This is a genomic window from Streptomyces sp. NPDC046876, assembly GCF_040645035.1.
Classification (GTDB): Bacteria; Actinomycetota; Actinomycetes; order Streptomycetales; family Streptomycetaceae; genus Streptomyces.
In genome coordinates, this window is the sequence record NZ_JBEYXK010000006.1 from 134516 (window position 1) to 154438 (window position 19923).

The 19923-nt window shown below is 74.5% G+C and carries 13 protein-coding genes and 1 pseudogene; 3 read left to right on the plus strand and 11 right to left on the minus strand.

Annotated features, from left to right (window positions below):
• Nucleotides 1-311: 311 nt before the first annotated feature.
• The 7 genes and pseudogenes from ABZ924_RS06170 to ABZ924_RS06200 all read right to left on the minus strand — a co-directional run.
• Nucleotides 312-1118 (minus strand): annotated as a pseudogene (locus ABZ924_RS06170) (serine protease); the annotation flags it as partial.
• Between the two features lie 140 nt (nucleotides 1119-1258).
• Nucleotides 1259-2833 (minus strand): RNA polymerase sigma factor, encoded by a 1575-nt coding sequence (locus ABZ924_RS06175; RefSeq protein WP_361904829.1) that lies wholly within the window; start codon nucleotides 2831-2833, stop codon nucleotides 1259-1261.
• Between the two features lie 470 nt (nucleotides 2834-3303).
• Entirely contained in the window at nucleotides 3304-4245 is a 942-nt protein-coding gene (locus ABZ924_RS06180; protein ID WP_361904832.1) for a FadR/GntR family transcriptional regulator, read from the minus strand.
• Between the two features lie 137 nt (nucleotides 4246-4382).
• A complete protein-coding gene (locus ABZ924_RS06185) occupies nucleotides 4383-6410 on the minus strand; it encodes an ATP-binding cassette domain-containing protein (RefSeq protein ID WP_361904834.1) in 2028 nt (675 codons plus the stop codon).
• 122 nt (nucleotides 6411-6532) lie between these two features.
• A complete protein-coding gene (locus tag ABZ924_RS06190) occupies nucleotides 6533-7279 on the minus strand; it encodes an NUDIX domain-containing protein (RefSeq protein WP_361904836.1) in 747 nt (248 codons plus the stop codon).
• A 69-nt stretch (nucleotides 7280-7348) separates the two neighbouring features.
• A complete protein-coding gene (locus ABZ924_RS06195; RefSeq protein ID WP_361904839.1) occupies nucleotides 7349-9316 on the minus strand; it encodes a glycogen debranching N-terminal domain-containing protein in 1968 nt (655 codons plus the stop codon).
• A 263-nt stretch (nucleotides 9317-9579) separates the two neighbouring features.
• Complete coding sequence (locus ABZ924_RS06200; RefSeq protein ID WP_361904842.1) at nucleotides 9580-10842, minus strand: DUF4192 family protein; 1263 nt, start codon at nucleotides 10840-10842, stop codon at nucleotides 9580-9582.
• Nucleotides 10843-10964: 122 nt separating this feature from the next.
• Here ABZ924_RS06200 and ABZ924_RS06205 point away from each other — a divergent pair, with 122 nt between their 5' ends.
• Together ABZ924_RS06205 and ABZ924_RS06210 are read left to right on the plus strand one after the other, a co-directional pair.
• On the plus strand, nucleotides 10965-13124 hold the full coding sequence (locus ABZ924_RS06205; protein ID WP_361904845.1) for a RecQ family ATP-dependent DNA helicase: 2160 nt from the start codon (nucleotides 10965-10967) through the stop codon (nucleotides 13122-13124).
• 214 nt (nucleotides 13125-13338) lie between these two features.
• Nucleotides 13339-13968, plus strand: a complete 630-nt coding sequence (locus tag ABZ924_RS06210; protein WP_361904848.1) for a hypothetical protein — start codon at nucleotides 13339-13341, stop codon at nucleotides 13966-13968.
• A 146-nt stretch (nucleotides 13969-14114) separates the two neighbouring features.
• On the opposite strand, the gene ABZ924_RS06215 is transcribed toward ABZ924_RS06210, so the two are convergent.
• From ABZ924_RS06215 to ABZ924_RS06225, 3 genes are all read right to left on the minus strand, one after another.
• A complete protein-coding gene (locus tag ABZ924_RS06215; RefSeq protein ID WP_361904851.1) occupies nucleotides 14115-14744 on the minus strand; it encodes a hypothetical protein in 630 nt (209 codons plus the stop codon).
• 59 nt (nucleotides 14745-14803) lie between these two features.
• Nucleotides 14804-15514, minus strand: coding sequence for a ribonuclease HII (locus ABZ924_RS06220; RefSeq protein WP_361904854.1), 711 nt, complete (start codon nucleotides 15512-15514; stop codon nucleotides 14804-14806).
• A gap of 69 nt (nucleotides 15515-15583) precedes the next feature.
• A complete protein-coding gene (locus tag ABZ924_RS06225; protein ID WP_361904856.1) occupies nucleotides 15584-16189 on the minus strand; it encodes a TetR/AcrR family transcriptional regulator in 606 nt (201 codons plus the stop codon).
• A 135-nt stretch (nucleotides 16190-16324) separates the two neighbouring features.
• On the opposite strand from ABZ924_RS06225, the gene ABZ924_RS06230 reads away from it, so the two are divergent.
• Nucleotides 16325-17881 (plus strand): MFS transporter, encoded by a 1557-nt coding sequence (locus tag ABZ924_RS06230; RefSeq protein ID WP_361904859.1) that lies wholly within the window; start codon nucleotides 16325-16327, stop codon nucleotides 17879-17881.
• An 84-nt stretch (nucleotides 17882-17965) separates the two neighbouring features.
• Here the strand turns inward: ABZ924_RS06230 and ABZ924_RS06235 are convergent, their stop codons facing one another.
• Nucleotides 17966-19807, minus strand: a complete 1842-nt coding sequence (locus ABZ924_RS06235) for a DUF4173 domain-containing protein (RefSeq protein ID WP_361904862.1) — start codon at nucleotides 19805-19807, stop codon at nucleotides 17966-17968.
• Nucleotides 19808-19923 lie beyond the last annotated feature (116 nt).

Here is a 19923-nt window from a genome sequence, read left to right on the forward strand (position 1 = left end):
CAGGAGTGCCGCCCGTCCTCATATCCGCATATCCGCGGTCCGATCACCGGATCCGCGATCCGTTACCAGCGGCCGTGACGCCGCCGTACGCCCGGGTCGAGCGGGGCACCCCACACCGGGGCGCCGGAGACACCCGGGGCCCCCGATGCCCCTGTGCCGGCGCCGGTCGCCGCTGCGCCGACTGGGACCGCCGCCCCCGCATGCCCCCGTACGGTCCCTGCAGGCACTGCGGAGGCCCTGGGGGCATCCCATACGACCTTTTGGCCCTCCCCGCGCCGCGAGGCCCTCTCAGGGCCGGTGACGAAGTCGGCCAACGGGGCGATCCGGGTGTAAACGCCCGGGCTGTCGGCCCGACCGCAGCCCCGCCCCCAGGACACCAGCCCGATCAGCCGCCCCTGCGCGACCAGCGGTCCGCCACTGTCCCCCTGACAGGCGTCCCGCCCGCCGCTGCGGTGTCCGGCGCACACCATGGACTCCGGCCGGTACTGCCCGTCCGCGTCCCCCGGGTACGCCCGCAGGCACACCTCGTCCGCCAGCACGGTCACGCGCGCGGCGCGCAGCGCGGTGGCGTAGTCGCCGAACCCGCTCGTGTCGCCCCAGCCGTACACGGTCGCCTCGCCGCCCGGTACGTAGCCCGGGTGCCCCTCCCCCGCCATCGGGAGCACATGCTGCGCGGGTACGGCTTCGGCGAGCTCCAGCACGGCCAGGTCGCCGGCATTGCTCCGCGGGTCGTAGTCGGGGTTCACGCGGGCCGAGCGCACCGCGATCTCCCTGCCCTCGGCCTCGCGCAGCAGCTCCGTGCGCCCGGTGATCACCCGGAGGTCGGGCACGGATTCGACGGGACCGCCCAGCACCTGCTGTCCGAGGCAGTGGGCCGCAGTCACGATCTTCGTCGGGGCCACGGCGACGCCACCGCAGAACTGTCCGGCCCGGGTACGCCCGAACCGGTCACGGCTGGCCAGGGCCACCACCCAGGGGCTGTCGGCCACCTTCACCGGCCTCCCGCCGATCACCACACTGTCCGCGGCCGCCCTGGGCGCCTGGGCCAGCGGCGCAGCGGCCGCTCCCGCCGCCAGGGCCAGCGCGCCCGCCAGAGCTCGGGAAAAGGGACGACGCATCGGGCCTCCTGACTCCGGGTGTGCATGACTCCACCCAGAGTGGGATGCCGCATGTCCGGGCGCACCCGCGCGCAGGCACGGTCCTTCGGGCCCCGTACGTGCGCAGCTCGGCCGACGTGTGTGCCGCCCGGTCGTCCGGTTCAGTCCAGGTAGTCGCGCAGCACCTGCGAACGGGACGGGTGGCGCAGCTTCGACATGGTCTTCGACTCGATCTGGCGGATGCGCTCGCGCGTGACGCCGTAGACCTTGCCGATCTCGTCGAGGGTCTTGGGCTGGCCGTCGGTGAGGCCGAAGCGCATCGAGACCACGCCGGCCTCGCGCTCGCTCAGCGTGTCGAGCACCGAGTGCAGCTGCTCCTGCAGCAGCGTGAAGCTGACGGCGTCGGCCGGGACGACCGCCTCGGAGTCCTCGATCAGGTCGCCGAACTCGCTGTCGCCGTCCTCGCCGAGCGGGGTGTGCAGGGAGATCGGCTCGCGGCCGTACTTCTGGACCTCGATGACCTTCTCGGGGGTCATGTCGAGTTCCTTGGCCAGCTCCTCCGGGGTGGGCTCACGGCCCAGGTCCTGCAGCATCTGGCGCTGCACGCGGGCGAGCTTGTTGATGACCTCGACCATGTGGACGGGGATGCGGATGGTGCGGGCCTGGTCGGCCATGGCCCGGGTGATCGCCTGGCGGATCCACCAGGTCGCGTACGTGGAGAACTTGTAGCCCTTGGTGTAGTCGAACTTCTCGACCGCACGGATCAGACCCAGGTTGCCCTCCTGGATCAGGTCCAGGAAGAGCATGCCGCGGCCCGTGTAGCGCTTGGCCAGCGAGACCACGAGGCGGAGGTTCGCCTCCAGCAGGTGGTTCTTGGCGCGGCGGCCGTCCTCGGCGATGATCTCGAGCTCGCGCTTGAGCTTCGGCGCCAGCTTGTCGGAGCTGGCCAGCTTGTCCTCGGCGAAGAGGCCCGCCTCGATGCGCTTGGCGAGCTCGACCTCCTGCTCGGCATTGAGCAGGGGGACCTTGCCGATCTGCTTGAGGTAGTCCTTGACGGGGTCGGCGGTGGCGCCGGCAACGGCGACCTGCTGGGCGGGGGCGTCGTCCTCGTCGTCGGAGATGACGAAGCCCTTGTTCTCGCCGCTGTCCTCCTCTTCCTCCCCCTCGCCCTTGACCTCGGCGGGGCCCTCCTCGAGGAGCTCCTCCTCGCCGGCCTCGTCGGCGTCCTTCTTGGGTGCGGCCTTCTTCGCCGCCGTCTTCTTCGCCGCGGCCTTCTTGGCGGGCGCGGCCTTCTTCGCCGCCGTCTTCTTCGCCGTCGCCTTCTTCGCAGCGGGCTCGGCTCCGGGCTCCTGGGCGAGGGCGTCCGCGGGCTCCGGGTCCACCGTCTCGGCCGCCGGTGCCGCGGCGGCGACGGTCCGCGCAGCCGTCGTCTTCGCCGCGACGGTTTTCGTGGCCGTCCGCTTGGCAGGGGTCTTCGCTGCGACGCTCTTGCGGGGGGTGCGCTTGGGCGACTCCGCGGCACTGACCATCAGCGTCACACCCTCTTCCTCGAGGATCTGGTTGAGGCTGCGCAGAACATTCTTCCACTGGGTCGCAGGAATCTGGTCAGCCTCGAAGGCCCGACGCACGTCATCGCCGGCGATCTGCCCCTCGGCCTTGCCCCGCTCGATGAGCGCCATCACAGACTCGGAATCGGCGATCTCCGGCGGGAGCGTACGGGATGTGCTGGCCGACACGAACAACCTCTCGGAACGATGGAAACGGGTTCCGACCCCGGGCCGGGTGGTGCTGGACCGGAGCCGACGACCACCGACTGGGGTGGGCCGGGGCGCGGGCAGGGGCCGGGGAGCTACACAGCACCCGCAAGGGCTGCTGTCTTCCCTCCGTCGGCCATCACCTCTCTAGGTCATCGCGTGACCTCGCAGAGCGTTACGCGCAATTCTTCGTGGCCCGAATCACACCCCGGGGGCCTCGGTGCCGTCTGCGGGGGCTTGTGCGCAGGTGGGACGCCAGGTGGGACACCTGGTACGCAGCCGGAATCATGGCCGAACGGGCTTCCGGGAGAGCTGCCGCAGCGGCCGGCGGAACGGTCGGCGCAAGAGCCGCCGAACGGGTTGCCCACGCCGGTGTCGCCGGACCCGGCCGGGTCCGGCGACGTGTGCGAGTCCCTCTCCGCCTGCGTCCGTGTGCCCGTCCCGTGTCCGCGTCAGTGCTCGCGCGGGGCGGGGACCACGCGCTCGACCTCCGGGTGCACCGTCAGCAGCTGGCGCATGGCGTTCTCGGCCCCCGTGGCGTCGCCCGAGGCCAGGGCCTCGACGATCCGGGCGTGGTGCGCGACGCAGGTCTCGCTCGGGCGGTCGCAGGTGGTCGTGGTGCTGCCGGAGACCTGGAGCGCGGCGGAGACGATGCCCGAGAGGTGCTCCAGCATGCGGTTGCCCGCGACCTGGATCAGGAGCGCGTGGAACTCGTTGTCGGCGCGCGCGAAGGTGATCGTGTCGCCCTGGCCGAGGGCGTGGCCCATGATCTCGACCATGTCGGCGAGGCGCTGCTGGACGTCCGCGCGGCCGTGGCCCGCGGCGAGGCGGGCCGCGAGGGGCTCGATGGTCCAGCGGAGCTCGTTGAGCTCGCGGCGCTGGTCCTCGCGCTGGGGGCCGAAGGCCCGCCACTCGATGATGTCGGGGTCGAGGAGGTTCCAGTCGGCGACCGGGCGGACGCGGGTGCCGACGTTGGGGCGGGCGCTGACGAGGCCCTTGGCCTCGAGGACGCGCAGCGATTCGCGGACCACGGTCCGGGAGACCTCGAAGCGCTGGCCGATCTCCTCCGGGACCAGCGGGCGGTCCGCCCCGAGGTCGCCGGAGACGATCATCTGGCCGAGCTGCTGGACGAGTTGGCCGTGCAGGCCGCGGCCGCGGCTGCCGGCCGCACGCCGGCCGACCCGGCTCAACTCGACGTCGGCGCCGTCCCAGTGGGGCGCCCCGACGCGGTCGGCCCCGGGGGCCTCCGCGTAGGGGTAGCGGTCTAGTTCGCCCGGCCCGACGAGGCCTGAGTCGGCATGGCGGGCGGCGGTCATCATGGTGTGCGCAAGGGTACTCACGAATCCTTTGTCGGCCGCGCCTCCATCACCCTTGAGGTCTTTGGTGAAAAGCACACGAAAGGGTGATAGGTGCCACCTGCGCAATTGACGACTTATCGTAAAGAACCGGGCCTTTTACGGGGAGTTGTGGTCCCGTTCACGTGACGCAGGCGGGTTCTGTCCCGTTGCGGTGCGATCCGGCACCGAACCGGTCACCAACGGACGCGGTTGCGCAGTCCGGTGAACCCATAGGCGCACAACAAGACCATCAGAGACAACACCAGTGCCGTGCCGACGGGTTGGGCCAGCACCCGCAGGGCCCCGGCCACGAAGTGGTCCACCTCCGGCGGCCACTGCGCCCAGGCCAGCCGTCGCAGCCGCGCCGCGAGCCCGGCCACGGGATACGCGGACGGCCCCTCCAGCACCTTGCGTACGAGCGGCACCACCCCCAGCGGTACGGCCAGCACCGCGGCCAGGCCCGCGACCGCGGACCGGAAGGCGCCGGAGGCGAGGACCCCGGCCCAGGCGCACCCGACGAGCAGGCCCGCCCAGCCGACCGCCGGGGAGATCCACTGCGCGGAGGCGTGCAGCGGGACGGGGCCGCGGCCGAAGACGAGCAGGAGGGCGGCGGCGTCGACGGCCACGGTGAGGGCGCCCAGGGCCAGGGCGAGGCCCGCAGCGACCGCGAGCTTGGCGGCGAGCAGGCCGAGGCGGCGCGGCACGGTCCCGCGGGCGGCGGCCAGGGCGGGGTAGCGGTACTCCTCGCCGAAGGCCAGCGCGCCGAGCAGCCCCGCGCCGAGGGCCGCGGGCGGCAGGGGCAGCAGATCCGGCCAGGCGGCGAGCACCCGTCCGCGCGGGACCTGGCCGACCCGGGCGAGCACGAGGGCGACCAGCACGGACACGGCGACGACCAGGCCGGCGGTCAGGGCCGGCGCGGCGGTCCCGAAGACGCGCAGCAGCTCGTAGCGCAGCGGCCGCAACGGCCCGCCCACCCGCCGCACAACCCGTCCGGGTCGCGGCCCGACCCACTGCCCCGGGCCGCCCGCGGCGGCCGTCGGCCCGTCCCCGACACCGGCGGCGGCTTCCTCCGGGACGCCGGCCCCGACCCCAACCCCGACCCCGACCGCAGCCCCGGTACCGGCACCGCCCCGGAGCCCAGCGGCCACCGCCCCGGCGGGGTCGGGATCGCGGGGCTCGGGCGTACGGGCGCCTGGGCCGACGGCCGTCGCCCCGGTGCGGGAGCCGGGGTCGGCGCCCGGTGCGGCGGCCGCCGCGGTTGCCGTCCTGGCTGCGGGCTCGGCAGTGGCGGGGGCTGCGCCGAGGCCGGTGCGGGCCTGGGGGACCGGGGCCGCGACGGGGGGTGCCACCCGGGCGTCGCCCGTCTCGTCGGCGAGCTGGTGGACCAGCACGCCGTGCCGGAAGGCCGCTTCGCCGATCTCGGCGCAGCTGCTGCCGTACACGCAGAGCCGGGTGCCGCTCTCCTCGACGATCTCCACCGTGCGCCGGCTGTCCCGGGCCTCGCGGCCCAGCACGTCGGCCAGCCGTGCCGCGTGCGGGGTGTGCACGGCGACGCGCGGCCGCAACCGGGTCCGGGCGAACTCGGCGACGTCCTGGTCGGCGACCAGCCGGCCCCCGGCGATGCTGACGACCCGGTCGGCGCTGCGGGCGGCCTCCTTCGCGTCGTCGGTGGTGAAGAGCACCGCCCCGCCGAGCTCGGCATGCCCGCGCAGCAGCCCCTGCAGCCAGCCGCGGTCCCGGGCCGACAGGCCGGCGGCGGGCTCGTCGAGGAGCAGGGTGCACGGGTCGGCGAGCAGCGCCGCGGCGAGCGCCAACCGCCGGTCCATGCCGAGCGAGAGCGAGCCGAGCCGCTGGTCGCGCAGGCCGCCGATGCCGACGACCTCCAGCAGGGTGTCGGCGCGGGAGGTCGGCACTCCGGCGGCCGCACAGAGCATCCGCAGCTGGCCGCGGACGGTCCGCGCCGGGTTGCCGGGGACGTCGCCGAGCAGTACGCCGACCTCACGGCCGGGATGCGGGATCCGGTGCAGCGGGCGACCGCGGAAGTAGGTGACGCCGCGCCCCGGTTCGAGCTCCAGCATCAGCCGCAGCGCGGTGGTCTTGCCCGAACCCGGCTCGCCCAGGAGGGCGGTGACGGTTCCGGGGCGGGCCTCGAAGGTGAGGTCGTCCACGAGGGGCGGGAGGTCTCGACGGGGTCTGCTGGTGAGTCCGATGGCCTGGAGCATCGCTTCTCTCGCGGGGGGTGAGACCGCTTTGCGGCAGTGTGAATACCCCAAGCAAGATAACGCGATATGTCCGATTTTCGCCGCACCTGGTGTACGGACGCGGCCGTGTCGGAGCCGGTGTGTCAGGCTTCCGGACGCAGCATCGGCGGGTTGAGCAGGGTCGCCCCGCCGGCGCGGAACAGCTGGGCGGGCCGACCGCCCTGACGGGTCGTCGTCCCGCCGGCCGGGACCAGGAACCCGGGGGTCCCGGTGACCTTGCGGTGGAAGTTGCGCGGGTCGAGGGCCACGCCCCACACCGCCTCGTAGACCCGGCGCAGCTCGCCGACGGTGAACTCGGGCGGACAGAACGCGGTGGCGAGGGAGGAGTACTCGATCTTCGAGCGGGCGCGCTCCACGCCGTCGGCGAGGATCCGGGCGTGGTCGAAGGCGAGTCCGGAGGCGGCATCCTCCTCGCCTGCGAGGAGCTCGTCGACCGGGGCCCAGCGGGCGCTGTTGGCGTCTCCGCCCGCGCGGGGCGCGGGCAGGTCCGGAGCCAGCACCAGGTGCGCCACACTGACGACCCGCATCCGCGGATCCCGCTTCGGGTCGCCGTACGTGGCCAGCTGCTCCAGGTGCGCCCCGTTGCCGGCGCCCGGCGCGGCGGGGTCGTGCGCACACAGTCCGGTTTCCTCGGCGAGCTCCCGGGCCGCGGCCGCCGCCAGGTCCTCCTCTCCGCGCACGAAGCCGCCGGGCAGGGCCCATCGGCCCTGGAACGGCTGCTCACCGCGGCGGACGACGAGGGCACAGAGCGCGTGGCGCCGAACGGTGAGGACGACCAGGTCGACGGTGACGGCGAACGGCGGGAAAGCCGACGGGTCGTAGGGAGACATGCCGCGATCATAGTCGTCTTCCTGACGATAAACAGAGCTTTGGTGATCCGGGAGACGAAGACCGGCAGGCTACCCGCCCAATTGCAGCGCATCTGCCGCCTCCTCCACCATGCCCAGGCCGAGCCGGCTGATCCGCAGGGCGAACGGCTCGCCCGCAACCCGCAGGCCGGCGAGGCGCAGGGCGCCGAGCGGGGCACCGGGCATCGGGACGAGCGCGACCGTGCCCGCGGGCGCGTCGGGGCGGATTCCGGCGAGCGCCACCAGGGCGTGGACCCCGGCGGCCGCGGCGACCGCGGCCGGGCGGCAGGCGGCCGGGTGCGGGAGGGGCGCGCTGCCCGCGGTGCGCTGCTCGGCGGCGTACATCTCGGGCAGCCGGTAGCCGAAGCTCTCGGCGGCATCGAGCAGTCCCCGCAGCAGGGCGGCGGCCTCCTTCTCGAACCCGGCCTGGGCGAGCCCGGCGACCGCGACGGCGCTCTCGTGCGCCCGCACCGCGCCGGAGCGGTGGCCGAAGGGGTTGTGCCCCGGCTCGCGGAAGGCCATGCTGCGCAGACCCCATCCGGAGTCCATCGCGGGGGCTCCGAGGAGCCGGGCGAGCTGCTCGGTGCGGACCCGGTCCAGCAGTCCCGGCGCGAGCCGGCCGCCGCCGAGCAGCCCGGTGTCCAGGAGGTGGGCCGCGGCTCCGGTCAGGCGGGGCAGAGGGCGCCCGTCGGGATGCAGGGCCGCTGCCGGCCGGCCGCCGTCCGGGCCGTCGGTCCAGAACCCCTCGAGGAACCGCGCCCGCAGGGCCGCCGCCCACTCCCGCCACTCCTCGGCGCCGGGCCGGCCGCATCCGGCGAGCAGATCGGCGCCGAGCAGCGCGGCCCGGTGGGCGTGGGCCTGGGTCTCGCAGCGGCGCGGCCCCGGGTCGGGGTCGGCGAGGAACCCGTCCTTGCCCAGGGCGCCGCGCAGCCAGTCCAGGCACCGCTCGGCCGCGGGCAGCAGCCGGTCCACCTCCTCCTGCGGCAGTCCCCAGCGCCGTGCCTCGGCGAGGACGGCGGGGAAGGCGAGCGTGGCCTCGGTGCCGGTGCAGCCTGGCGGCAGCTGCGGGCCGGCCCCGCGCAGGGGGCCCGGGATCTTCCCGGCCTCGGGGCCGCGGCCGCCGGTCTGGGTCCGGGCCAGGGTGCGCAGGGTGGCCGCGGCGAGCCCGGTCCCGAGGGGCAGCGCCATGCGGGCCGCCCACAGGGACTCGGCGGGGGCCAGCCCGAGCCGCCACGGCACGCCCGCGGCAGCGTAGGCGTCGGCCGGCTCCTCGTGGTCGCGCAGCAGCAGGGCGCCGAGGTCCTCGACGCTGGTGCGGAACCAGGTCTCGGCGCGCGGGTCGTCCCCCTCGGCCCGGGCGTCGGCCAGGGGGTTGGCCACCTGCCCGGCCGGGGCCCGGGAGGTGCGGGCCTGGGTGGTCCGCAGCTCGATGGTGCGGGACTCCCCCGGCCCCAGTTCGAGTTGCCAGCGCAGCAGGCCCGACGAGGCGAGCGCGTCGTCCGGGGCCGGTTCGGCGGCGGTGACGGCCTGCGCCTCCCCCGTGCTCCAGCGCAGCCCGGCCGCATGCACCCCGGCGGGCAGCTCGGGCCCGGCCCGGCCGGCGGCCACGGCGGCCAGCTCGGCCAGGTCGGTGCCGAGCAGGATCTCCACCGGCAGCCGCAGCGGACGGGCGGTGAAGCTGCGCAGGGTGATGCGCTCGGTGCCGTCGGCGTGCCGCACCCGCTCGACTCCGATGTCGGGGTCGGGACCCGCCTCGGCTCCGGTGCGGACGGTGGCGGTGAACGCGGCCCGGTCCGCGCCGAGGCTGCGCCCCTGCACCGCGACCGGGTCCCGGCCGCCGACCCGCAGCACGCAGCGGGAGAGCAGCCGCCGGCCGGAGCGGTAGATCCCGTCGATCCCGTGCCCGGTCAGCTGGCCGTGCTCGGGCGAGATGACCAGGCAGGGCGCCGAGACGCAGATGACCGCGGCGTGCACGGGCGGCAACTCGGGCCTGCGGGCGGGAGGTACGGGGTGGTCCATGGGTCGCCTTGTCTGGACGCTCTGCGCCCGGGCCGGTTGCTCCGGGCGGCACGGCCGGGCCCCGGCCACCCTCCAGGGGAACGCCACCGCCCCCGCCCGGGTCACGGGCCCCGGCGGTGACGGGGCCTCCTGCGGCACGGGCCCACCGTGAGGCCGCCGATCCGGCTCCGCGGCCGCTGCGGCCGGACGGCGCACTGCGAGACCGCGCCGGGCACCGCCCCCGCAGCGGTGCCCGGCCTGCCGGCCGGTGGTGCGCGCCGCATTCACCGGTCGCTCCGTGCGGTGCGCCGGGGGTCGCGCCGGGCCGGCTTGGGCTCGCGGCGGCCGGGCGGCCGCACGGCGGACCGGCGCTTGCTGCCGGGCTCCCGGCGCTTGCGCTCGGCCCGCAGGCAGGCGCGCAGCCCCTCCGGGTCGATCCCTTCGTTGCAGGCGTGGTGGAGCAGTTGGGCGAAGCGGTATTCGGCGTCGGCCTGCAGGGCCAGCCCGAACGCGATGCGGGCGGTCGGCTCGTCCCCGGTGGACCACGAGACCCATCCGGCGAGGGTCAGCGGGGCCGCCGCATGTTCTCCGTAGGCGCCGACGCAGCGCCTGGCCAGGGCCCGCCACAAGCGCAGGGCGGGGGCGGCCTCCTCGTCCTCCATCCACTCGGCCGCGATGTCCCGGGTCTCGCGGTCCTGGAGGCCGAGGATCAGCGCGGCCGCCTCGTCGTGGCCGAGCAGCGCATCGTCCCAGTCGTCCGCGCAGGGGCCGCCCTCGACGGGCGGCGCGAGGGTCAGGCGCCGCATGAGGGTGCGGGCGAGGGTGACGGTCTCGGCGCCGACCTCCTGACGTGTGGCCCCGTCGAGGATCTTCGGTACGAGTGCGGCGGCCGCCCGGTCCAGGGCCCGCTCCATCTCCGCGGCGACCGGTCCGCGCAGCGGTGCGAGCCGGCCTTCCAGCTCCCGCAGGGAGCCGCGGATCCGCAGCCCGGCGAAGGTGGCCGCCGCGGCCGCGACCGAGGTGCCGCCGGCGGCCAGGACGGTCCCCTCGGCGGGGCAGCAGCGCTCGTCGGGGCAGCAGTAGGACCAGTACCGGCCGGCGGAGAGGCACAGGGCCTCCAGGACGGGCACGTCCAGTGCCCCGCAGGCCAGCCTGATCCGCTGGGCCAGTGGCCGCAGCCGGGTCATGACCCGCTGGCCGCTCTCTCCCGCGCCCGGGTCCTGGCAGAGGAAGACGATGATGCCGTCGGGCTTGCCGGCGCGCCGCTCGCTGCCCTGGACAAGGCATTCGGCGACCTGCCGGGCGGTGTCCTCCCACTCCTCCGGGGACGGCGGGATGCCGAGGCGGAGGCGGCCGCCGAAACGCCCGCCCTCCCCGTGCACGGCGACCAAGACGAGGGAGTCGGTCGGGTGGAACCCCAGCATGTAGGGCAGCGCGTCGGCCAGTTCGGCGGGGCTGCGCAGGGTGATCTGCGGTTCGGCCGGTGATCCGGAGTGGCTGATGCAGGGCCGTCCGGACGGGGTGCGAGGTGCGTGGTTGTTCGTCATGCCCCGACGGTCCCGCGCACCCTCCGATCCCGAAAGGCCTGTGGATAACTATTGATCATTCAACTTCCACAGGTGCGGGCCGCCATTGGCGCGATGTCGGAGGCATCGGGTTGCATGGGGGCATGAACGCAGACCTGAGGTCCTCGGCCGACTCCGTACTGGCCCGTCTCGTGGGCGACCCCACGGGCACCGCACGCCTGCGCGAGGACCAGTGGCTCGCCATCGAGGCCCTCGTCGCGCACAAGCGGCGCGCCCTGGTGGTCCAGCGCACCGGCTGGGGCAAGTCCGCGGTGTACTTCGTCGCCACCTCGCTGCTGCGGGCCGCCGGTGCCGGGCCCACCGTGATCGTCTCCCCGCTGCTCGCACTGATGCGCAACCAGGTCGAGGCCGCCGCCCGCGCCGGGATCCACGCCCGCACGATCAACTCGGCCAACCCCGAGGAGTGGGAGCAGATCCAGGCCGAGGTCGCGGCCGGCGAGGTCGACGTCCTGCTCGTCAGCCCCGAGCGGCTCAACAACCCCGACTTCCGCGACCAGGTGCTCCCCAAGCTCTCCGCCGCGACCGGCCTGCTCGTGGTCGACGAGGCGCACTGCATCTCCGACTGGGGGCACGACTTCCGCCCCGACTACCGGCGACTGCGCACGATGCTGGCCGACCTGCCGCCCGGTGTCCCGGTGCTGGCGACGACCGCCACGGCCAACGCCCGGGTCACCGCGGACGTCGCCGAGCAGCTGGGCACCGGCGTCGGCACGGACGCGCTGGTGCTGCGCGGCCCGCTGGACCGCGAGAGCCTCAGCCTCGCCGTGCTGTCCCTGCCGGACGCGGCGCACCGGCTCGCCTGGCTCGCCGACCACCTCGGCGAACTGCCGGGCTCCGGCATCATCTACACACTGACGGTGGCCGCCGCCGAGGAGGTCACCGCGTACCTGCGTCACCGCGGGCACACGGTGGCCTCGTACACGGGCAAGACGGAGAACGCCGACCGCCAGCAAGCCGAGGACGACCTCCAGGCCAACCGGGTCAAGGCCCTCGTGGCGACCTCCGCCCTGGGCATGGGCTTCGACAAGCCCGACCTGGGCTTCGTGGTGCACCTCGGCTCGCCGTCCTCGCCCATCGCCTACTACCAGCAGGTGGGCCGCGCCGGCCGCGGCGTGGAGCACGCGGAGGTGCTGCTGCTGCCGGGCCGGGAGGACGAGGCCATCTGGCAGTACTTCGCCTCGGTCGCCTTCCCGCCGGAGGAGCAGGTCAGGCGCACCCTCGACGTGCTGGCACAGGCGGGTCGGCCGCTGTCGCTGCCCGCCCTGGAACCGCTGGTGGACCTGCGGCGCACCCGACTGGAGACCATGCTCAAGGTCCTCGACGTGGACGGGGCGGTGCACCGGGTCAAGGGCGGCTGGACCGCGACCGGCGAGCCGTGGGTGTACGACGCCGAGCGCTACGCGTGGGTGGCCCGCCAGCGGGCCGCGGAGCAGCAGGCCATGCGGGACTACGCGGCGGCCTCGGGCTGCCGCATGGAGTTCCTGCGCCGCCAGCTGGACGACGAGGAGGCCGCCCCCTGCGGGCGCTGCGACAACTGCGCCGGCGCCCGGTTCACCGCGGACGTCTCCAGCGCGGCGCTGGACACCGCCCGCGGTGAGCTCGGCCGCCCCGGCGTGGAGTTGGAGCCCCGCAAGATGTGGCCGACCGGACTCGCTGCCGTCGGCGTCGACCTCAAGGGCCGCATCCCCGCCTCGGAGCAGGCTTCCACGGGTCGGGCGCTCGGCCGGCTCTCCGACATCGGCTGGGGCAACCGGCTGCGCCCGATGCTCGCTGCGGGGGCCCCTGACGAGCCGATCCCGGACGACGTGGCGCAGGCCGTGGTGGCGGTCCTCGCCGACTGGGCCCGCGGTCCGGGCGGGTGGGCCTCCGGAGCCCCCGACGCGCCCGCCCGGCCGGCCGGCGTGGTGTTCCTGCCCTCGCGCAGCCGGCCGCAGCTCATCGGTTCGCTGGCCGCCCGGATCGCGGAGGTCGGCAGGCTTCCGCTGCTCGGCGCCCTCGTCTACACCGACCGCGCCCCCGAGTTCGGTCTGCCCTCCTCGAACAGCGCCCAGCGAGTACGCGGACTCCACCAGGCCCTGGCGGTGCCCGCGGAGCTGGCCGCGACGCTGGCCGAGGCGGCGGGTCCGGTGCTGCTCGTCGACGACCGCGCGGAGAGCGGCTGGACGCTCGCGGTGGCCGCCCGGCTGCTGCGGCAGGCCGGGGCGAAGGAGGTGTTTCCGCTGGTACTCGCGCTTCAGCCGTAGCCATTTGAGTCATCCTCAGCGCGACGGGGCAAGGATATGAACGGCATACCGGCGAATTCCGGTCGGCCGCGCCAATTGCTCGTTGCCGCATGCTCGCGGGCCACGCGAGAATCGGAGTGCTCCCGCTCGGCTCGACGGCACTCCCTGGGCCGCGCTGCGGCGCGCCCGCACGTCAGCTGTGCCCGTCCGCGGGCGAGTACCCGAAGGGAGGACCGTGGCCTTCGGATTCGCCCCGCCCTCGACGACGTCACTGACGACGGCCACCGGCGGCGCCAGCCGGCACGGAAGACTGCTGGAGCCCGCCGAGTGGACGGCGGCGGGGATTCCCCTGCTGAGCAATCCCCGCGAGGTCGTCAGCGGACTGCACTCGCGCCACAGCCCGGGCCCCTCGACCGCGGTCATAGCGGTCCTCGGCCCCGAGGAACGGCTCGTGGCGAGTGCCTCGTTCGTCCCCCGGTCGGCCTCTGCCGACGGCTGGGATTACCGCAACGCCCTGCTGGCCGCGCTGCGCCGGGTCATCCCGCACGACCTTCGGCGCCGGACGCCGGTTCGCACGGCGGTGTTGATGTACTGCCGCGATGGCGACGAGCGGTGGACCGAGGAGGACGGCGCCTGGATGTGGGGGCTGCGGGACGCCTGCACGCTGCACGGGCTGCGCTGCGGCGCGTACATCACGCTGACCCGCGGCGGCTGGCAGGTGCTCGGCGAAGGCCGCGGCGGCCGGCACCCCAGCTCGGATTCGCGACCCGAGCGGCTCGGCGACACCGCAGCCGAGTTCGCACCGCTGAACCTGCGCACCGGCGCCGGAGCGGCCGAGCCCCTGCGCCGCACTGCCGCCCGCTGACACCACGCTGCCCGGTGGCCGCCCGGCGTCCGGGCGGGCCTCACGGCCGTACACCCGGTTGGGGGCGTACGGCGGGTCGGGCCCAGGGCTTCAGCGGGGCCGGCACCCGGCCAGCCCCGCCCCTCGCCCGTACGGGTCACGGGGCGTCAGACGCCCGCACCCAGCACGGAGTTGATCTCCTTGGGGTCGCCGCACACGATCAGCAGCGCACCGGCCCGCGCGAGCGCGACGGGCAGTGCCGTGGCGGCCGCTTCGGCAGGTCCGCCGTTGGCCGCGAAGACCACGACGGGACGGCCCGCAGCGCGCTGGACCTGCGCCGCGTCCGCGTAGAAGACGTCGTCCCCGGCGTCGTGCAGGGCCCAGTACGCGGCCTCACCGAAGGACAGCTCGTGAGCGGCCCACGGGTGCAGGTCGCCGGTGGTGAGCACCAGGATGTCGCCGGGCGCGCGCCCGGTGTCGAGCAGCAGGTCGACGGCCTCTTCGGCCGCGTCCAGCGCGCCCTGGGCGGAAGCCGGGATCAGCTGGATCTGCGGCACCGCCGCGGAGACGGACGGTGTGGTGGGGGCGGTGGCGGGCGCGGGCCCGGGAGTGGCCTGCGGTGCCCGTTGCGCGGGCGGTGCGGGCCGGGCGGGACCGGGGCGCCCGGGCCGCGGGACGGCGGCGGGACGCGGACCAGGTACGGGGCGGGGGGTCGGCGCGGTGCGGCTCGCGGCCGGCGTGACGCGGGGACCCTGGGCACTCTCGTGAATCTGAGGCTCCTCGTGGGTGAGAGGCATGAGTGGGTGACTTTCAAACACCGGTACGAAACGTACCGGCCGGTGGCACGTGGGTGCGATCAGAAATCGAAGCCGAGTTGGCCTCCGTTTTCCAGTTCCATCGATTCCTCGCTGCGCCGCACCTTCTTGAGGTGGCGCCAGCGGGGCAGGGCGTCGAGGTACGACCACGAGAGCCGGTGGTACGGGGTGGGACCCAGCTCCTCCAGCGCGGCCCGGTGCACGGGCGAGGGATATCCGGCATTGTCGCCGAAGCCGAAGCCCTCGAAACCTCCGCCCTGTTGGCCCAGTTCGGCCATCATCCGGTCGCGGCGGACCTTGGCGATGACGGAGGCTGCGGCAACGGCCACGCAGGACTGGTCGCCCTTGATCACCGTACGGACCTGCCAGGGCGCACCGAGGTAGTCGTGCTTGCCGTCGAGGATCACCGCCTCGGGGCGGACCGGCAGCGCCTCCAGCGCGCGCTCCGCCGCCAGGCGCAGTGCCGCGGTCATCCCCAGCTCGTCGATCTCCTCCGGGGAGGCGTGCCCCAGGGCGTATGCGGTGACCCAGGCCTCGAGGACCTCGAGGAGGGCGTCGCGCCGCTTGTGTGTCAGCAGCTTGGAGTCGGTGAGCCCTTCGGGCGGTCGGCGCAGTCCGGTGATCGCCGCGCACACGGTGACCGGACCGGCCCAGGCCCCTCGTCCGACTTCGTCGACCCCGGCGATGACCTTGGCGCCGGTGGTTGCGCGGAGGGAGCGTTCGACGGTGTGGGTGGGTGCTTCGTACGGCATGGCGCCAGCAAGGTTACGCCGCCCCGAGCCGCCTGCACACCCCGGCCCGGGCACAGTCGGCGCGGCGGTTCACGGGCTGAGCAGCGGCACCATCACCCGGTCGATCATTTCCTCGATGTCACCCTCCGGCCATTCGCTTCCGCACATCTTCGCGCGGTACATCAGCATCGCCGGAATGACGTCCACGACAAACGGACCTTCCGCATCCGATCGCACGTCACCCCGCTCGATCCCCCGCCGCAGAAGATCCCCGATCAGCCGGTGCGCGGGCTCGTGCAGCCCCGCCCGGACCACGTCGATGAACCGTTCCTCATGGGCGGGGTCGCATTCGTGAAGCACTGCACGCAGCGCTTGACCGGCCGGAGAGCGCATGACGTCCCGCATCCGCACGCACAGCAGGCGCAGGTCGTCCCGGACCGATCCGCAGTCCGGGATCTCGCCGATCGGCGGAAGCCCCCTGCGCAGCACCTCGGCCACCAGCTCCGCCTTCGAGGACCAGCGCCGGTAGAGCGCCGCCTTCCCCGTGTGCGCGCCGGCGGCGACGCCCTCCATCGTGAGCGCGTTCCAGCCGGCGGTGCCCAACTGCTCCAAGGCCGCGTCCAGAATCGCCCGTTCGAGTTCCGGACCCCGCCTGCGCCCGGCCGGTGCCGCCGACCTGCGCACCTCCGCCGTCACTCCTGCCTCCGATCGGCCCGTGTGCCCCTCGCACGCATTTTCCGCCACGAGGAACGGTTGTGTCCGCTCAGGGCCGCCTCCTACGGTGGACCTCCAGTGAACGGCTGCGTTCACTATTTCACTACGGGGGGTTCCATGGTGAAAGGCCAACAACTCGCCGCAGCCCGGATACCGGGCGCGGCCCGTCGAGAGGGCCGCCCCGGCGTGGCGCTCGTCGTCATCGCCGCATGTCAGCTCATGGTCGTGCTCGACGCGACGATCGTGAACATCGCGCTCCCCCACATCCAGACCGCCCTCTCCTTCTCCACCACCGACCTCTCCTGGGTGATCAGCGCCTACACGCTGGCCTTCGGAGGGCTGCTGCTGCTGGGCGCCCGGGCCGGCGACATCCTCGGCCGACGGCGCGTGTTCCTGACCGGAATCCTGCTCTTCACCCTGGCGTCACTGCTCGGCGGCTTCGCCCAGGAGCCGTGGCAGCTGCTGGCAGCGCGCGCCCTGCAGGGGGTCGGCGGGGCCATCGCCTCGCCCACCTCGCTGGCCCTGGTCACCACGACCTTCGCCGAAGGTCCCGAACGCAACCGCGCCTTCGGCGTGTTCGCCGCCGTCTCGGCGGGCGGCGGCGCCATCGGCCTGCTGGCCGGCGGCATGCTCACCGAGTGGCTGGACTGGCGCGCTGTGCTGTTCGTCAACGTCCCGATCGGCCTGCTGATCGCCGTCCTGACCCCGCTCTACATCGCCGAGTCCGAGCGCCACCCGGGCCGCTTCGACATCGCCGGGGCGCTCACCTCGACCGGCGGCATGGCCTCGCTCGTCTACGGGTTCATCCGCGCCTCGCAGGACGGCTGGCGGGACGGGCTCACCCTCGTGTCGTTCGCCACGGCCGTGGTCCTGCTCGGGCTGTTCGCGGTCATCGAGTCCCGGGCCCACGAGCCGATCGTCCCCTTGCGGATGTTCGCCGACCGGAACCGGTCCGGCACCTACCTGATCATGCTGGGGCTCGCGGCCGCGATGTTCGGGATGTTCTTCTTCATCGTCCAGTTCGTACAGAACGTCCTGGGGTTCTCCCCGATCGAGGCCGGGCTCGGCTTCCTGCCGGTGACCGCGGCGATCATCACCTCGGCCGGCCTCTCCCAGCGGCTGCTGCCGCGGTTCGGCCCCAAGCCGTTCATGGTCGCCGGATCGGGCCTGACCGGCATCGGACTGGCCTGGCTGACGTTCATCCGCACCGACAGCTCGTACGTGTCCGGCGTCCTCGGGCCGATGCTGCTGTTCGGCTTCGGCATGGGCCTGAACTTCGTGACCCTCACCCTCACCGCCGTCTCCGGGGTCGCCCGGCAGCAGGCGGGGGCGGCCTCCGGGCTGCTGAACGCCAGCCAGCAGGTGGGCGGCTCCCTGGGCCTGTCGATCCTGGTGACCGTCTTCGGCACGGCCAGCCGCACCGAGGGCGAGAAGCAGGTCGCGGACTTCGCCGCCCGAGCCGACGCCGACCAGCTGGCCGCCTTCAAGGAGACCGGGAGGCTGCCCGACCCCTGGGGGGACCTGGTCCTGACCCAGGGCATGGCGACCGCGTTCCTCGCGGCGGTGGCCATGGCCGGACTGGCGCTGGCCACGGCACTGCTGGTCATCCGGGTGCGCAAGAGCGACCTGGCGGCCCTGGGCGGCGCCGCCGCCGAGGCCGGCCCGCCTGCCTGAGCCGGTACGCCCGTACGGGCCGGGGCGCGGGAGCGGTCCCGCGCTCCCACCCCCCGGCCCGTACTCGAGCGGGCGCGGCCGGTGCTACTCGACGCTGCGCGCGAAGGTGCCCAGCCGCGAGCAGACCTCGTACGAGGCGGTCACCGGGCGCTCGTCCAGGATCTTGCGGGCCCGGTACTCGCCGAGGCTCATCGCGTACCACGGCACCCGGCCCGCCTCGGACAGGTCGTTGTTGATGCCGCGCAGCGCGCAGGAGCGCTGGGGTTCGGGCAGCCGGTCCAGGGCGGGCACCGCGTCCGCCGACAGGGACTGGAAGTACGCCAGGTCGATCTTGCCGGTCCGGTGGAAGCGGTCCGCGTTGTTCTGGGCGACCATGCCGTCGGGCGAGAGCAGCCCGAAGGCCAGGACGGCGGCCACCGCGCTGCCCGCCACCGCGCGCGGCAGCCAGCGCGCCCCGAAGGCCCCCGCGGCCATGATCAGGGCGATGACCAGGCCGAGCCACAGCTCCATCGCGGCCACCGACACCCGCAGCCGGGTCAGCCCGTACGCCTCCACGTACAGGTCCATGCGGCGCAGTGCGGAGGCGACCACGACCAGGGTGAGCACGCACAGCGTGCCGAGGACGACGCGCACCAGCCGCCGGTCGCCGGCTCCGGCGCGCGGGGCCCAGCGCAGCGCGAGCGCGATCACCGCCAGGGTGAGGAGGGTGGCCCACAGCAGCTGCCAGAAGCCCTGGCGGGCGTACTCGGAGTAGGTGAGCCCGGTGGAGCGCAGGACCTTGTCGTAGCCGCCGAACAGGACGGCCAGCTGGACGGCGTTGAAGCCGGCGAACAGCAGGTTGAGCACGATGAGCGGAAGCGCCCATTCGACGCGGGACCGGGGCTTGCCCGGAGCCGGCCGGATCCGGTCCCAGTGCGAAGGGGCCGCGGCGGTACGGGCGATGGCCAGCGCGAGGACCGTGCCGACCGCGAAGAGCGCCACGCGTACCGGCCCGTCGCCGACGGAGACCTCGGGGGTCAACCCGCTGAGCAGGTCCGCGAAGGCGGCGTCGGCGGACGCGAAGAGGGCGCCGAACAGCACCAGCAGGACGGCGGCCACGCCGACCGCCTTGGCGACGGGCACCCAGCGGGCGCGGTCGACGCCGCTGCCGCGCGAGCGCAGTCCGGTCCAGGCCCAGCGAACACCGGTCATCAGGGAGTCGGCGAGGCCCAGCGGGCTGAGCAGCACACCGACCCAGGTACGGCTGCCCTGCAGGGCCAGTGCGCCGGTGAGGACGGCGGCGAGCAGGGCGAGGGTGGTCGGCCAGCCGGCGTCGCGCAGCGCGGGCACGGCGAGCAGGGCGATGCAGCCGAGGGCCCAGGCCACGGTCCAGGGGCGGGCCCTGCGGCGGGCGGTGCGCGCGGCGGCGTACGCGGCGACGACGGCCGGCACCACGGCCAGCAGCAGGCCGAGGCCGAGGCCGTCGCCGAGGAGGAGGGCCGCGGCGAGACCCGTGGCGCCTGCCGAGACCAGCACGGCCGTGGGCACGGGCGCGGCCTCGGCGGGCTCGGCGGCCGTGGCCCAGGGGAGCGGTGCGATGGACCAGACGCCCTTGCGTGCCCGTTCCTGTCGGACCCGATAGGCCTGCCAGGCCCGCGGATCCCACCCCGGAGGCACGGTGTACGGCGCGCTGCCGGCCGCCTGGCCAGGGGCGTGGACCCCTGCTCCGCCGGCGGCGGCCGTCGGTGCGGCCGCGGCTCCCGATGCGGCTGCGGTTCCGGCTCCGGATGCGGCCGCGGTGGCTCCCGCGGCTGGAGCGGCGGCTGCGGCCCCTGTGGCCGGAGCGGCCCCTGCCCCTCCTGCGGCGGCCCCTCCGGCTCCTGCTGCAGCGGCCGCAGCCGCGTCGTCGGAGTTGCCGTCCGCCGCTGCGGGGTCGTTCTCTGACATCGGGTTCCCCTCCCTGTCAGCCGCCCGTGGAACCATGAGGCGGCGAAGCGGAAAGGGTAGGCCTGTGACGTGCGGCTTTACCGCTCCTTGGGCAGGCCTGTGGCAGGACCGTGACA